The organism is Aeoliella straminimaris, from assembly GCF_024054565.1.
Classification (GTDB): domain Bacteria; phylum Planctomycetota; class Planctomycetia; order Pirellulales; family Lacipirellulaceae; genus Aeoliella; species Aeoliella straminimaris.
The window spans coordinates 150178-165443 of record NZ_JAMXLR010000051.1 but is presented as its reverse complement, the minus strand read 5'-3'; the positions used below and the strand labels follow the sequence as shown (position 1 = coordinate 165443).

General features: G+C 62.1%; 10 protein-coding genes. 4 read left to right on the top strand and 6 right to left on the bottom strand.

Annotated elements, in window-relative coordinates:
• Nucleotides 1-5: 5 nt before the first annotated feature.
• Nucleotides 6-7016 carry an excinuclease ABC subunit UvrA gene (gene uvrA / locus NG895_RS14410; RefSeq protein ID WP_252853211.1) on the bottom strand — a complete coding sequence of 2337 codons (7011 nt, stop codon included), beginning with the start codon at nucleotides 7014-7016 and terminating at the stop codon, nucleotides 6-8.
• A 107-nt stretch (nucleotides 7017-7123) separates the two neighbouring features.
• Between uvrA and NG895_RS14405 the strand changes: the two genes are divergently transcribed.
• From NG895_RS14405 to NG895_RS14395, 3 genes are read left to right on the top strand one after another with little or no spacing between them, the layout of a single operon-like run.
• Nucleotides 7124-7798, top strand: coding sequence for a GDSL-type esterase/lipase family protein (locus tag NG895_RS14405; RefSeq protein ID WP_252853210.1), 675 nt, complete (start codon nucleotides 7124-7126; stop codon nucleotides 7796-7798).
• Nucleotides 7799-7826: 28 nt separating this feature from the next.
• Nucleotides 7827-8714, top strand: coding sequence for a class I SAM-dependent methyltransferase (locus tag NG895_RS14400; RefSeq protein ID WP_252853209.1), 888 nt, complete (start codon nucleotides 7827-7829; stop codon nucleotides 8712-8714).
• A 12-nt stretch (nucleotides 8715-8726) separates the two neighbouring features.
• Complete coding sequence (locus NG895_RS14395) at nucleotides 8727-9317, top strand: SMI1/KNR4 family protein (protein ID WP_252853208.1); 591 nt, start codon at nucleotides 8727-8729, stop codon at nucleotides 9315-9317.
• Here NG895_RS14395 and NG895_RS14390 read toward each other — a convergent pair whose 3' ends face one another.
• From NG895_RS14390 to NG895_RS14375, 4 genes are all read right to left on the bottom strand, one after another.
• Nucleotides 9318-9797 (bottom strand): MgtC/SapB family protein, encoded by a 480-nt coding sequence (locus NG895_RS14390; protein ID WP_252853207.1) that lies wholly within the window; start codon nucleotides 9795-9797, stop codon nucleotides 9318-9320.
• 54 nt (nucleotides 9798-9851) lie between these two features.
• Nucleotides 9852-11381 (bottom strand): hypothetical protein, encoded by a 1530-nt coding sequence (locus tag NG895_RS14385; protein ID WP_252853206.1) that lies wholly within the window; start codon nucleotides 11379-11381, stop codon nucleotides 9852-9854.
• A gap of 53 nt (nucleotides 11382-11434) precedes the next feature.
• Nucleotides 11435-12229, bottom strand: a complete 795-nt coding sequence (locus tag NG895_RS14380; protein WP_252853205.1) for a glycosyltransferase family 2 protein — start codon at nucleotides 12227-12229, stop codon at nucleotides 11435-11437.
• Nucleotides 12230-12428: 199 nt separating this feature from the next.
• Nucleotides 12429-13232, bottom strand: a complete 804-nt coding sequence (locus NG895_RS14375) for a Nif3-like dinuclear metal center hexameric protein (RefSeq protein ID WP_252853204.1) — start codon at nucleotides 13230-13232, stop codon at nucleotides 12429-12431.
• A gap of 106 nt (nucleotides 13233-13338) precedes the next feature.
• Here NG895_RS14375 and NG895_RS14370 point away from each other — a divergent pair, with 106 nt between their 5' ends.
• On the top strand, nucleotides 13339-14346 hold the full coding sequence (locus NG895_RS14370; RefSeq protein ID WP_252853203.1) for an ankyrin repeat domain-containing protein: 1008 nt from the start codon (nucleotides 13339-13341) through the stop codon (nucleotides 14344-14346).
• Nucleotides 14347-14374: 28 nt separating this feature from the next.
• On the opposite strand, the gene NG895_RS14365 is transcribed toward NG895_RS14370, so the two are convergent.
• Nucleotides 14375-15160: a TIGR00266 family protein gene (locus NG895_RS14365; protein WP_252853202.1), complete on the bottom strand. Its 786-nt coding sequence runs from the start codon at nucleotides 15158-15160 to the stop codon at nucleotides 14375-14377.
• Nucleotides 15161-15266 lie beyond the last annotated feature (106 nt).

Here is a 15266-nt window from a genome sequence, read left to right as displayed (position 1 = left end):
GTTAGTTAGCTGACGCCCGCACTCTGCACCGCGTCCAGGTGCTCGCGCAAGAACCCTTCCAGGTCGCCGCGTTCCAGGTCGTCGGCGGACGTAAAGAACAGCCTTACGCGGTCGCGATTCTCCGAGTCGTTGTCCAGCACCTGTTCGGCGGCCAGTTCGGTCAGTCGACCGAGTTGGAACGCGCCCTTGGGACCGTTGAGCACCAGCTCGACATTCTCGGCCCGCTTGGTGACCACCGTGGCCCAGGGGTCGCTGCTGCCGGGGGCCATCAAGTGGACCAGCACCTTGTTATTCCACAGGAACTGCCCCTTGGGAGTCACGGCGTGTAGCGTCTCGAACAGCTCTTCGAGCATCTCCACCGGCCACGCAACCTTCTTACCCGGCGCGAAACCCTTGCGGGTGGTGTGCCACTTTTGGCCGAGCACTTTCCACGGCATCAGGTCTTCGGGGTTCTTTTCTTTGCGTTCGGCAAACTGCTTGAAACCCTCGATAGCCCGCTCGAGGAACCGCCAGAATTCAGGCTTGTCGATTTCGTCGAGCGAATGGGCGGCAATTTGCACTTCCTGCCACGGCCCGGTCAGGTTCTTGCATTTCACGCGGGGGCCGTTGCCGTAGGCTTCGATGTCTTCCAGGTCGTTCAGCGGCGGCAGTCTCAGGTCGTTCAGCAGTTTGTCGCGGTCGAACGTGCGTTTGGCCGTGCGGAACTTGAGCTTTACGAGCCATTTCTCGCCGGTAATGGCGTGGAAGAACCAGCCATCGCTCTTGGTGTGGCCCGTTACCTCGACCACCGAGCGATGGTTCCAGTTCGTGGGAGCAAAGTCCCCCAGTTCGTGGATCTTCCGCTCGATCTGCTCCAGCACTTCGCCATCCCAGTGGCAGGCGTCGCCATCACGGGCCACCCGCTCGACGGTGTGCCAATGCCGACCGTCGACTTCCCACGGCATCTTGGTGTCTTCGCCAACGCGGTCCAGATCGACGTCGCCTTCCTTCTCGGCTTCGGCGGCAAACGGGTCGTGGATCTTCCGCTCCTGGTAAGGTCCTTCCGCCAACACCGGCGCCAAAGCGATGGCCGTATGCGAGACAGCCTTGACCTTTTTCTTCTTGTTTCCATTGGCTGTGACAAACTGGTCGACGAGCATTTCGGGCGTGCCGCAGCCGACGACATGTCCGCCTTCGCGTCCGGCCTCGGGGCCGATGTCGATCAGCCAGTCGGCTGTCTTGATCACGTCCAGGTTATGCTCGATCACCAGCACCGTGTTGCCGAGATCGACCAGACGATGCAGCACGTCGAGCAGCTTCGCCAGGTCGTCGAAGTGCAGGCCGGTGGTCGGTTCGTCCAGCAGGTAGAGTGTCTGTCCCGTATCAGGCCGGGCGAGTTCGGCGGCCAGCTTCACCCGCTGCGCCTCGCCGCCGGAGAGGGTCGGCGCGCTTTGCCCCAGCGTCACGTAGTCGAGCCCCACGTCACACAGCGTCTGCAGCACGCGGCGTATCTTGGGGATGTTCTCAAACAAATCGAGTGCTTCGCGGCAACTCATCGACAGCACGTCGGCGATGGTTTTGCCGCGGTACTTTACCGACAGGGTGTCGGGGTTGTAACGCTTGCCATTGCACGTCTCGCACGTAATCCACACGTCGGGCAGGAAGTGCATCTCGACGCAGTATTCGCCGGCTCCTTCGCAGGCATCGCAGCGACCGCCAGCGACGTTGAAGCTGAACTGCCGGGCGGTATAGCCGCGGAGTTTCGAGGTTGGCAACTGTGCGAACAGCTGACGAATCAGGTCGAACACGCCAGTGTACGTGGCCGGGTTCGAGGTCGGCGTGTTGCCCAGCGGTTGCTGGTCGACACGGATTACCTTGTTGATCTTCTCCACGCCTCGGATGTCGTCGTGCGCGCCCGGCACGGTGCTCGCCCGATGCAGCGAACGCGCCAGCGTGGCGTACAGCACGTCTTCTACCAGCGAACTCTTGCCGCTACCCGAGACACCCGTCACGGCCGTGAGGGTGCCCAGCGGGATGTCGACCGTGATGTTTTTAAGGTTGTTGTGGCGGGCACCGACGACGGTTAGCGCGGAGTGAGGAAAGGCTGCGGTCGCGGTGTTGGCCCCGTCGCCGTTCTTGCTTGCCTTGCGCTTGCCATTGTTTGCTTTCACCGGGCCGATCCGGCGATTGCTCGGCACGGGGATATTTTTCTTGCCGCTTAGATACGGGCCCGTCACGCTGGTGCGGCGTTTCGCGACCTGCGCCGGCGTACCACGGGCGACAATCTCGCCCCCCAACCGTCCGGCCGCGGGGCCGAAGTCGAGCAGGGCGTCGGCACTCTCGACCACTTCGCGGTCGTGTTCCACCACCAGCAGGGTGTTGCCCAGGTCGCGCAGTTTGTGCAGCGCGGCGATCAGTCGCGTGTTGTCGCGGGGGTGCAGGCCGATGGTCGGCTCGTCCAGCACGTACAGTACGCCCACCAGGCCGCTGCCGACCTGACTGGCCAAGCGGATGCGCTGCGATTCGCCGCCCGAGAGCGTTGGCGCGCTGCGGCCCAGCGTCAGGTAATCGAGGCCCACGTCCACCAGGAACGTGAGCCGATTGGTGATCTCCTTCACCAACTCGCCCGCCACCTTTTTCTCGCGTGCCGTGAGCTTCCACTTCTTCACCTGATCGACCAACTCCCCGAGTGGAGTGCGGCTGATCTCTTCGATGGTTTGATCGCGGAATCGCACGGCCGAGGCATCGTCCCGCAGTCGGCTGCCGCCACACTCGCTGCATTCGATCTCGCCCACCAGGTGCTCGAGCGCTGTTCGCAGTCGCACCGACAGCTTCGACGCTTCCTCGAGCGCGGGGTACAGACCTTTGAACTGGAAGCGAAGCAGCGAATGCTTCTTCTTTTCGCCGGGCACCTCAATCCAGTCGTCGTGGGTACCGTACAGCAGCACTCTGCGGTGCTTGGCCGACAGCTTGTTGTACGGCACGTCGAGAGGCACGCCGGTGTGTTGATGCAGCGCCTCGAGCATCGATTTGGCGAGCGACGTCCGCAGGTCGGGCCACAACAGGACGGCGCCCTTTTCGAGCGTCAGTTCGTCGTCGCGCAACAGCGCGGCCGGGTTTGCACCCACCTGCGTGCCAAGACCCTCGCAAGCTCCGCACCAACCGAGCGAACTATTGAACGAGAAGTTGTGTGGCGTGAGCCGCGTGAAGCTGCGCCCGCAAGACTCGCACGCCAGGTGCTGGCTGTGGGTCTTGGTTTGCCAGCGGGGTTCGGGCACGTTTTCGTCGACGTACGCCACGCCCATTACACCCTTGCCGATGGACAACGCGTTTTCGACGCTTTCGGCCAAACGCGCGCGGCCTTCCTGCTTGACGCTGATGCGGTCGATCACCACTTCCACCTGGTGCTTGCGGCGACGGGTCATGGCCGGAATGTCGTCCAGCGGGTGGGTCTGGCCGTCGATCCGCACGCGGAGGTAGCCCTGGTCCGAGAGCGATTTCCACAGCTTGTCGTACTGCTCGCCCACTTCGATATCGACCGGCGCCAACAGGTACAATCGCGTACCTTCGGGCTCGGTGAGAATCTTGTCGACAATGTCGTCGGTGGTCTGCGTGCCGACCGGAACTTCGCAGTCGGGACAGTAGGGCTGACCCAGCCGCGCCAGCAGCACGCGGAAGTAGTCGTAAATCTCCGTGACCGTGCCCACCGTGGAGCGAGGGGTGTGGCCGGTGCTGCGCTGTTCGATGGCGATGGCGGGCGACAGGCCTTCGATGTGCTCGAGCGCCGGCTTCTGCATCTGTCCGACGAACTGCCGGGCGTAGCTGCTGAGGCTCTCGACGTAACGCCGCTGTCCTTCGGCGTAGATCGTGTCCATGGCCAGCGACGTCTTGCCCGAACCACTGGGGCCGCAGCAAACAGTGAACTGCTCGCGGGCGATCTTCACGTCGACGCTTCGCAGGTTGTGCTGCTGGGCGCCACGGACCTCGATGTGCGTGGTTTCCTTCATCGCCCGCTTATTCGATTTACGGGCGTCGGCATTGGCCGTGTGCGTACCATCGAGAATCGGAATGAGCGCCTCGCCCGTGTGCGAGCGAAGCTCTTTCGATTTTCCCTTCTTCTCGCGGGCGTAGTCGGCCACTTCTTCGGGGGTGCCGGCCACCACCACGCGTCCGCCATCACGCCCGCCTTCGGGGCCGATGTCGATCAGCCAGTCGGCCGTCTTGATCACGTCCAGGTTGTGTTCGACCACGAGCACCGTGTTGCCAGCGTTGACGAAATCGTGCAGCACCTTCAGCAGCAGTTCGATGTCGGCGAAGTGCAGACCGGTGGTCGGTTCGTCCAGCACGTAGAGCGTCTTGCCGGTCGACTTCTTGACCAGTTCACGAGCGAGCTTCACCCGCTGCGCCTCGCCACCCGAAAGCGTTGGCGAGGGCTGCCCCAGCTTCAGGTAGTCGAGGCCCACGGCGTGCAGTGTTTGCAGTTTGTCGGCGATGGGCGGCACCGCGTCGAAGTGTTCGAGCGCCTGCTGGATGTCCATTTCCAGCACGTCCGAGATGCTCTTGCCCTTGAACTGTACCGAGAGCGTTTCGCGGTTGAAGCGATGGCCTTCGCACACGGGGCAAGTGACCCAGATGTCGGCCAGGAAGTCCATTTCCAGCTTGTTGGCGCCGTTGCCATCGCAAGCCTCGCAGCGACCGCCGGCCACGTTAAAGCTAAACCGGCCCGGCTTGAAGCCGCGTCGTTTCGCCTCGGGCAGACTGGCGTACAGCTTGCGAATCTCGTCGAACACCTTGATGTAGGTCGCCGGATTCGAACGCGGCGTGCGGCCGATGGGCGACTGGTCGATCGAGATCACTTTGTCCAGGTTGTCCAGTCCATCAATGCGATCGTGCGCGCCGGGCTCGCCTTTGCCATTCATCAGGTCACGCCGCAAGGCTTCCATCAGAATGTCAGAGACAAGCGAGCTTTTGCCCGAACCACTCACGCCCGTCACGCAGACGAATTTGCCGAGTGGCACTTCGAAGTCGACACCCTTCAGATTGTTGTGGCGGGCGTTGACGATGCACAGCGTGGGAGTTGCTGTCTCGGAATCTTCCGACACTTCGGTAACGCGGCGCGACTTCGGCACCTCGATGGTACGTTTGCCTGAGAGAAATGCGCCGGTGACGCTATCTTTTTTCTTCGAAATCTCGTCGGCGGTGCCAGTGGCCACGACGTAGCCACCTTTGACGCCAGGGCCGGGGCCGAAGTCGACCAGGTGGTCGGCGGCCCGCATGGTGTCTTCGTCGTGCTCGACCACTACCACGGTGTTGCCCATGTCGCGCAGTTGTTGCAGCGTGTCGAGCAAGCGGTCGTTGTCGCGAGGGTGCAGGCCAATCGAGGGTTCGTCCAGGATGTACAACACGCCAACCAGACCGCAGCCGATCTGCCCGGCCAGGCGGATACGCTGCGACTCGCCACCCGAGAGCGTAGGGGCGGTGCGATTGAGCGACAGGTACTCGAGTCCCACATTCGTGAGGAATCCGAGCCGGCCGCGGACTTCTTTGAGCACCTCGGTGGCGATGAGCGCCTGGGCGCCTTCGAGCTCGAGATCGAGGAAGAACTCCGCTGCGTCGCTCACGGGCAGATTGCACACGTCGGGCAGCGACAGGCTCGGGCGGTCGGCGAATCGTGGTGCGGTCGTGGTGAGCCGCACCGAGCGAGCTTGCGGGTTGAGTCGTGCGCCGCGACAATCGGCGCAGTCGAGCACCCGCATGTAGTTCTCGAGCTTCTTGATTTGGGTGGCGCTTTTGCTGCTGCGGTACTTATCCAGCAGATCGGCAATGATGCCCTCGAACTCGCCGCCATATTTCTGGCTGCTCTTTCCGGCTCGCCAGGTGTAGGTGATGTGCTCGTCGTCGGTACCCCACAGCCAGACGTTGCGCAGCTCGTCGGACAGCTCGTTCCAGGGGGTTTCGAGCAGGGTGCCTTCTTCGATTTCCCATTTCCGCTCGATGGTGTCGGCCACGCCCTTGTAGATGTGCCGTTTCCACCGTCCCAGGTCCTTCCACTTGCCGACCAGCTCGATGGCGCCCTGGGCGAACGACTTCGATGGATCGGGCACCAATAGCTCGGGGGCGAAGCTGTAGTACTCGCCCAGGCCATCGCACTCCAGACACATGCCCTGGGGGCTATTGAAGCTGAACAATTGCGGCGTGGGTTGGTCGAAGCTCAGGCCGCACTTGGTGCAGGCAAAATGGCTCGACAGGGCGATGTCGCCCTCGCGCAGACCCACGCGGCGGCGCTTGGTGCTCTTGGCCTTGGGGGCATTCTCCTCTTGCTCGACCGATACGATGATATTGCCGCCCGCCAGGCGTAGCGCTGCGTCGACCGCTTCGCCCAAACGGCCGCGAATGTTCGGTCCGGCCACCAGGCGGTCGACGACCACCTCGATGTTGTGCCGCATCTGGCGATCGAGCGATTGGTCTTCGGACAGCTGCACCACGTTACCATCCACCCGCGCGCGAACGTAGCCTTGCTTCTGCAGATCCTCCAGTAGGTCGCGGAACTCGCCCTTCTGCTGCCGCACGACCGGCGCGAGCACCGCGAACTTGGTCTTATCGGGCAGCATTAAAATCTGGCCGATAATCTGCTCGCGGGTCTGCGCGGTGATCGGCTGGTCGCATTTGGGACAATGCCCCTGGCCCACGCGGGCGTACAACACCCGCAGGAAGTCGTAAATCTCGGTGATGGTGCCGACCGTGGACCGTGGATTGTTGCCGGACGACTTTTGGGAAATGGAGATCGAGGGCGACAACCCGCTCAGATGGTCGACATCCGGTTTGGGCATCTGGCCCAGAAACTGGCGGGCGAACGTCGAGAGGCTCTCGACGTACCGCCGCTGTCCTTCGGCGTACAACGTGTCGAAAGCCAGCGAGCTCTTGCCCGAACCGGACACACCGGTCAGGCAGATCAGCTTGTTCCGCGGCAGGAGCACGTCGACATCGCGGAGGTTGTGTTCGCGGGCTCCTTTGATGACGATATCAGAAGCTGGCATCAGGGCGTCCTTGCGGCTGGCGGGCATCTAGGCGGGAGTGGGCGCGAACCAAGCATTATACGAAACCTGCGTGCAGGCGGAAAGATTCGCCACTTTGGAGAAACATCATGCGATTGGGGATTTTCTCATTTCTTTTGGTCCTGCTAGCGGGTCCTGCGTTGGGGCAAACCGAGTTCACCGGCCGTTGGGCGGCGGATATGCAGAAGTTTGCCAAGGCGGATGCCGAGCACCCCAGCGAGCCGGGTGGCGTCGTATTTGTTGGCAGTTCGAGCATCAGGTTGTGGGATCTCGAGAAAAGCTTTCCGAAGCTCGACCCGCCGGCGCTCAACCGAGGCTTCGGTGGTTCGCAGCTTGCCGATTCGATTCGGTATGCCGAATTGCTGGTGACCAGCCACAAGCCCCGCATCGTGGTGATATATGCCGGCGACAACGACATCGCCGCCGGCAAGACCGCCGAACGGGTGGAGAGCGACTTCGTCAAACTGGCCGAGAAGATCCAAACCGAACTGCCCGAGACCAAGATTGCCTTTATCGCCGTCAAACCAAGCACCCGGCGGTGGAACTTGGCCGACACCATCCAGGATGCCAACGCCCGCGTGGCCAAGCGTTGCGCGGATAACGACCAGTGGACCTTCATCGATGTCTGGAAGCCCATGCTGGGCGAAGATGGCAAGCCCCGGGAGGAGTTGCTGCGGGATGATGGTCTGCACATGACCGACAAGGGCTACGAGCTGTGGTCGTCGCTGGTGCGGCCGCTGCTTAAGGACGAAGACCAGAAGTAAGCAAGAGCGTCCTGTCAGTCCTGCAACCATGACGAAATCGATGCCAGCCTGGCCCGACTACGAACTCTTGGACTTTGGCGACGGGCGGAAGCTCGAGCGGTTTGGCGAACTGGTGTTCGACCGCCCCTCGCCGCAAGCCGCCGGCAAGCGCACGCTCGACGCAGCCACATGGCGCGCGGCTACTGCAAAGTTCCAAGGCGACAAGATGTCCGAAGGTCGCTGGAAGAAGTCGACAGCCGGAAAACCACGTCCTCCGCGCATGGTCGAAGTTCCCCTCCCAAATGACCAATCCTTCCAGATGACCATCGATACCTTGCCCACCGGGCAAGTGGGCATCTTCCCCGAACAGCTCGACAACTGGCAATGGATCGCCGACCGGGTGGCCCGCTCGAAAGGGACGTGCCGAGTGTTGAACCTGTTCGGCTATACCGGCGCCAGCACTCTGGCTGCGGCCGCTGCTGGGGCGGAGGTCACCCATGTCGACGCTTCGAAGCCGGCCGTGGCGCTGGCGCGAGAGAACGCCGAGCAGTCGGGCCTGGCCGCCGCGCCGATTCGCTGGATCGTCGAAGACGTGCTGAAGTACTGCCGCCGCGAGTTGAAGCGCGGCAGTCAGTACCACGGCGTCGTGCTCGACCCGCCCACGTATGGCCACGGCCCCAAGAGCGAAGAGTGGCGCTTGGTCCGCGACCTGCCTAAGTTGCTGGAAATGTGCCGCGAGCTGACGCAGGACGCGCGACGCTTCGTCGTGGCCACCTGCCACACGCCGAGCGTCGGCACGGCGGAACTGGCCGCGTATTTGTCGGATGGTTTGTTCGGCCATTGCGGCCAGCCCCCGAAGAGCGGCCGCCTGGAACTTGCGACCGAGGCGAACCGTAAGCTGGAAAGCGGTGTCTATGCGCGGTGGCCGGGGTTGTAGAAAAGTCTGCACATGATCAACCTTCTCGACCTCCTAGCTGTCGCGTCTCATCATCTGCAGGCTCTTGGCATCACGTCGGAGGGATATCTCTACGAACCAACGCCTATAGAGAGGATTGAGGCCTTTGAGCGTGAGTTCTCACTAACGCTTCCTCAGGACTTTGTTGTTCTGTACAGCATGGAGAGTGATGGATGCACTTTTCATTGGGAGGCCGGCGACGTTCAAGGAGGCTTGTGTCTTCCAGAGCTGGATGAACTGCGATTGCAGCGACAGCGATGGTGCACCGATCAACTTGATTGCGAAGGATATCAGGGGATCACGGTCGACGACACCGTCTATCCTGAACGCTTTCCCTGGGTGCCGTTGATTGAGGAAGGAAACGGGGACCTTGTGTGTCTAGATGCCGGCACGGGCAGAATCGCGATTTGGTGTCATGATGAGTTCAAGTTCGTGACTCTCGGCAGTAGCATTGGCACCTTTCTTGAAAACTGGTCAAAGGTCTGTTTCCAGTCTCCCAAGGGGCTCTATTGGCCGAGGGGCGTCGACGCCCATGGTGTGGACTGGCATAGCGACGAGTTTGACGATTGCTTCCGCATTACCTGACTACGGAGGATGCTCGCGATACTCCTGTTCAAACTCCTTCTCGTGCACCTTCCCCAAGTGGCGATCGAGTGGTTTTAGCACGGCCAGAATGACGAGCGCCACCACCATCGCGGCGATCATCAACTCGTAGCGGCCAAAGCCAGCCACCGAGCCCAGTCCCGCGGCCAGCCAGATGCTGCTGGCGGTGGTGAGGCCTTTGATCCTCTGGCGGTCGCTCAGTTTGAGGATCGTGCCGGCGCCGAGAAAGCCAATGCCTGCCGCCACGCCCTGCACGACGCGCGCCGCCGCATTGGGGTCGCCACCGGCGATATGATCGGCCAGTATCGCAAACACGGCAGCGCCAACCGACACGACCATGTGTGTTCGCAGTCCGGCCCACTGGCCAGATAGCTCGCGCTCAAATCCCAGCATCCCACCAGCGAGCGCCGCGATGGTGAGCCGAACAAGGTTGTCGCCGAGAAGTGCTGTATCGAATTCCATGAGGGTGCCCTGCCACCAAATATTGTAGCGTCGCGGGCGCCGGGAGGTTAGCAACTAAAGGGCCTGGTCGACAAGTTTTGTCATCCGCTGCCGCAGATCCTGTTCGGGATAAAGGCAGAAGGCGTACTCGCGCGAATCGAGCACCGCCGTGGCGCGGGCGGCGATGGAGAGGTTTGCCAGTTCTGCTTCCAGTTCCGCGGCCCGCGTTTCGACGGCGCCGCGAAGGACCTGGTTCGCCGCTTCAATCGCCCGATGACGGTCGCGGGCGTTCGATTCGGTCTTGGCGGTATGGATCCACTTCTCTTTTGCGCTGAGCGCATCTTTGGCTTCGGCCGAAGGCTCGCTGGGCAGCATTCGCTCGGGATGCCACTGGCAGTCGCGCAATTGATGCTGGACCGAGCGAATTTGTTCGTCGCCCACGTGGCGATGTTCGATAGGTAGCTGCAGTGTGGCCGAGAGCGTCAGGTACCCGGGCGGGGGACAGCCCCACAACCGGCGGGCCAGGTCGTCGGTCACCTCGTCGTACTTTGCGCCGCCGATGCCATGCAGGAACAGGTCGCCAAGCACGGTGCGGGCGAATAATGTGGTCGTGAGCGCCCTGGTGCGAATCTTCACGCCATTGGCGGCCAGATCGGCAAGCTGCTCGGCCAGTCGTTCGTGCGAACGATACTCGAGCTCCACCGTCCATTGTTCGCGGTTCGATAGCTTCAACTTGCCGGCGGACCTTTCGACGAACAGCGGGCGGCGCTGTGGCCGTCCGTGGGTCCAAACCCACAGCGGTGTTTCCAGCCAGGTGCCCTCGGTCGCCAGGTCGGGCATGGGCTGGGCCTCGTTGCGCAAGTGATGCGCCCGGCGGTATTCGGCCAACGAATCATTGTAGGCCTGGTGCAACCTCTCGACATCCAGCAGCAGCGCCGCAACGAACCGCTGGAACGACGGCAACTGGCAGCAATGACTGATCGGCACTTCGAGCGACGCGGCGCCCCATTTGGCTTCGAGTTCGTGCCGCGCCTGGGCGATGGCCAGGCCGAGTTTGCCATCGGTCCGCCGACTGGCGGCGACAACCGATGGCCACCAATCGCGTACCAGGGGATTCGGGATCAACGGGGCAATGGTATCGGTGGCGCGCTGGCCGAACGACTCGAACAGGGCGTTGTCTGTCACGCGCAGTTCTTCGACCGGCAGCCTGGTGTCCAACCGGTCGAGCCGCACCGCTTCGGCCCGCGGCGCGGTAGGCGAACCGGTGGGCACGCGGACGCTGGGCGAGTGCAACGTGTCGCTGTCGATCACCAGGTGAATGCCAACGCCGGCGTGCTGGTCGGCCAGGCGGCTGAGCACGAAGTTCTTGAACCATACGCCAGGATGAAACAACTCGGCTTGATGGCCCGTTACCAGCAGCGGCGCGTCCGGGCTAGTTGGCACGGCTGCGTCGCGGTAACCGGAGGTGTAGTCGATGGCGGCCGTCAACAGCTCGCGGCGGGCTTGCGATCGCAGTTCGGCCAGCGACATGCCGCCCAGGTCGAACTGAATGCCAGGGCAGGGGCCCGCGATGCGCACCTTGTCCGCCGGAGGCTCCATCAACAAGGTGTTGTCCTCTCGTGGAACGCGATATCGCCGATACTGCGATGTCGCCACGCTCAGCATTGCTCGAAGTCCGCAACGTACTGAGAACAACCGCAGGGACCGAAGTCGAAGTGCGGGGCCGCCGGATCTTCGCCCGACTTCCGCAAGTGGATAATGGCCCGATGGATTACTTCGCGATAGTGGGCCAACCGCTTCTTGGCGTCGTCCAGTGCGCCGCCGAAGCTGCGTTCTTCGTCAAGATAAATCAGTGGTACCGCGATCTCGGTGATACGCAATCCCTTGTAGGCGGCCTGCACCCACACCTCGAGCGGCATGGCGTAGCCGGTCTCGGTAAGGTCGAGTTGCTCCAGGGCCCTGACGCGATAAGCCTTGAAGCCGCAGAAGGCATCGGTGAGCGACAGTCCCAGGCACTCGTTCAGTTCGTGAGTGATGGTCTGGTTAATCAGGCGACGATCGACTGGCGCCGCCTCGGACGACTTCTGCTCCATTTCCAGGTAGCGACTGCCCGAGACGATGTCGACCTCCGCCGCGCAGGCCTTGGCCAGGTGACGAATGCGTTGAGGTTCGTGTTGCCCGTCGCAATCGATGGTAACCAGTACGTCGTAGCCATGGGCCACGGCGTAGTCGAACGCCGTGATCAATGCGGCGCCATAGCCACGGTTCTGGTCGTGATGCACCACGCGGACATCGCCACGGGCATCGAGCAGTTCGCGGGTGCCATCGGTCGAGCCATCGTTCACCACCAGCACGTCGTCGGCGTACAGCACGACCTCGTCCAGTACGTCGGTTACATGGCTGGCTTCGTTGTAGACGGGCAGGGCGGTCAGGTAACGAAGTTGATCGGTCATATAAGAAGTTCGCTTTCGCGCAATCAGGAAGGACGCGGGTGGGGTAGGTCGCGAAATCCCTTCCAAGGGGCCCGGGCTAGCCCTGCCCAGGTTCGATGTGGCGCATCGGCAATCCGCACTGATGCAGGCGACTTAACATTGTAGACGGCTGCCGCCCTAGGGCAAACCCGCACCGGAAAAGTTCAGCCGGCCGCTGGCGTTACCGCTTGGCTAACCGCAACGGATCGCACTCCTTACGGCTAGCCCAGCAGGCGACATTTAGCGGCTGTTCGCTCAGCCAGTTGGCCAGGTGTTCCAGGGCAAAACGCTCGCTGGCGTAGTGCCCGGTCAGTACCATGGCGACCCCTGCTGAGCGGGCCGCTAGCAGGGTGTGGAAGCTGGCCTCGCCGGTTACCAGGGCGTCGGCCCCCGCATCGATGGCCAGGTCCAGGAACGATCCACCACTGCCGCAAGCCACGGCCACTCGCGCCACCGACTGCCGTTCGTCGCCCACCACGCGAACGTGATCGATGGACAGCAGCTTGCAGGTATTGGCGGCCAGCCGGGCCAGGTCGGTAGGCTCCAGCACCGCACCGCATCGCCCCGAGCCGAGTTCGGCTTCCGGCTGGGTGGGATCTGCCGGCACCAACGGTTCGACTTCCACCAGGTTCAGTCCCTGGGCCAGTTGATGGTTGATTCCTTCGGCGGCCGAGTCCAACGCTGTGTGGGGGCTGTAGATCGAGATGCCCGCGCCGATCAGCTTCCACAACACCCGGCCTTCGGGCGTGGCGGTGGTAAGCTGCTTCAGCGGGCGGAACGGGAGTGGGTGATGGGTGACAACGAGTTCCGCCTTCTCTTCGATGGCTTCGTCGGCCACGTCCTCGGTAAGCGTCAGGCAGGTCATCACCCGGTGCACTTCGCTTGCTCCATCGCCCACCACCAGACCGACGTTGTCCCAGTCTTCGGCCAGCGTAGTGGGGGCGAACTGTTCGAGCAGTGCAACGACGTCGGCAACCGTGGACATTTTCTCTGACCTCCTGAATCCGGCAGGGTGTTTCTCTGGTATCATAAGCGGTAAGGTGCCGATTTGTAACACTCCGACCGATTCAGCTTCCAGGGGAATCCATTCCATGTGCGTTCGCAATTGTTGTTTCTTGTTGCTCTGCATCGGGTTGCTCGTGGTGCGCCCCGCTACGGCTCAGAATCCATTTGACGATTCGACCGCAGGCAACCCTTTTGCGCAGATGGAAGAAGCCGCAGAAACACCCGGCGATCAGATGGCCGCGGCCATCGACTCGGGCAGCATCGCGGCCGTGCGGCGGCTGCTGGACGCGGGCATGTCGCCCGACACCATGGTGTACGGCGGCCCCGCCTTGCAGTGGGCCACCTATGACGACCGCTACTATGTGGTCAAGTTGCTGGTGGATCGCGGCGCCGATGTCGATCTGACCGACGAGTATGGCAACACCACTTTGATGGTCGCCAGTTCGCAAGGGAGTGTGAAAATCGTCAAGCTGCTTCTCGACAAAGACGCCAACGTTAACGCGGTGGAGAAGCTGTATGGACTCAGTGCTTTGCAGAATGCTTGCGAAGCAGGCAACGATGAAGTGTTCGACCTGCTGGTAGAGCATGGTGCCGACATCAAACACGTCGACAAGTACGGTGGCAACTGCCTGGAAGAAGCCGCCTTCAGCGGCGCTAAGAGCATTGTCGAAAAACTGCAAGCCAAGGGGCTAAAGTCGAAGTGGCCGCTGCATGTGGCCGCCGGACTGGGCAATACCGAGCAGGTGAAGAAATTGCTGGCCGATGGAGCGGATCCGAGCAAAGCCAACGACGGCTGGAAGAACACGCCGCTGCACTTCGCCGCAGGTGCACAGCACTTGGAAGTAGCCAAGCTGCTCAAGGAGAAGGACGCAAACCTCGACGCCAAGAACGTATTCGGTGCCACGCCGCTGCACTATGCGGCGAATGAAGACAACTTGGAGTTCGCCAAGTGGTTGGTCGAACAGGGGGCGGATATCAATGCCGTTGACGAAGAGGGCATGACGGTGCGCGACTGGTCGGGCGAACAGGTGGACGAGTATTTGGGAACCAAGGGCGCCGAATACGGCGAGTGGGAAGAGGAAATGGAGGAGTAGACTCCGCTCCCCACCGATTGCCAGGCATTCAGTCGCCAAACAAGTTGCCCAGGCTGCCGATCACGGAGCCTTCACCCTGGCTCGAACCACCCATAGTAGGAGCGTGCTGCAGCACGCGGTTTGCCAGGCGAGAGAAGGGCAGGCTCTGCAGCAACACCGTGCCGGTGCCGCTGAGCGTGGCCAGGAACAATCCCTCGCCACCGAAGAACATGCTCTTCAGGCTGCCGGCCCGTTGGATGTCGTAGTTGATGCCTTCGGTAAAGGCGACCAGGCACCCCGTATCGACCCGCAGCGTTTCGCCGCGCAGCGACTTCTTGATGATCGCACCGCTGGCGTGGATGAAGGCCTGGCCATCACCTTCGAGCCGCTGCAGGATGAACCCTTCGCCGCCGAAGAAACCAGCGCCCAGTCGCTTTTGGAAGGCGATGCCAATCTGAGTGCCGTAGGCGGCGCACAGAAACGCGTCCTTCTGGCAGGTCAGTACACCGCCGATCTTCTGCATGTCGAGCGGCACGATCTTACCTGGGAATGGCGCGGCAAACGCCACCCGGCGTTTACCATCGGCGTGGTTGGTGAAATGGGTCATGAAGATCGATTCACCAGTCAGCGTGCGTTTACCGGCATCGAGCAGTTTGCCGAATATGCCTTGTTCGCCCTTCGAGCCATCGCCCATGCGGGCTTCGAACACAATACCATCTTCTACGTAGTTCATGGCGCCCGCTTCGGCGACGACGGTCTCGCCGGGGTCGAGTTCCACTTCGACATACTGCATGTCGTCGCCAAATACCTGGTAGTCGACTTCGTGGCACTGCATGGCAAATCTCCAATAGCGGGCGAATCCTTCAACTGCGCGGACCATCAGCATACGTCAACTGCCGGCAGCAACTCAACGTGAGTAGCGGCTATTCGCCCGAACTTCG

Bases quoted from the DNA above. Each gene is read 5' to 3' on its own strand.
- uvrA (WP_252853211.1), bottom strand. From the start codon at position 7,016: ATGCCAGCTTCTGATATCGTCATCAAAGGAGCCCGCGAACACAACCTC.
- NG895_RS14405 (WP_252853210.1), top strand. From the start codon at position 7,124: ATGCGATTGGGGATTTTCTCATTTCTTTTGGTCCTGCTAGCGGGTCCT.
- NG895_RS14400 (WP_252853209.1), top strand. From the start codon at position 7,827: ATGACGAAATCGATGCCAGCCTGGCCCGACTACGAACTCTTGGACTTT.
- NG895_RS14395 (WP_252853208.1), top strand. From the start codon at position 8,727: ATGATCAACCTTCTCGACCTCCTAGCTGTCGCGTCTCATCATCTGCAG.
- NG895_RS14390 (WP_252853207.1), bottom strand. From the start codon at position 9,797: ATGGAATTCGATACAGCACTTCTCGGCGACAACCTTGTTCGGCTCACC.
- NG895_RS14380 (WP_252853205.1), bottom strand. From the start codon at position 12,229: ATGACCGATCAACTTCGTTACCTGACCGCCCTGCCCGTCTACAACGAA.
- NG895_RS14375 (WP_252853204.1), bottom strand. From the start codon at position 13,232: ATGTCCACGGTTGCCGACGTCGTTGCACTGCTCGAACAGTTCGCCCCC.
- NG895_RS14370 (WP_252853203.1), top strand. From the start codon at position 13,339: ATGTGCGTTCGCAATTGTTGTTTCTTGTTGCTCTGCATCGGGTTGCTC.
- NG895_RS14365 (WP_252853202.1), bottom strand. From the start codon at position 15,160: ATGCAGTGCCACGAAGTCGACTACCAGGTATTTGGCGACGACATGCAG.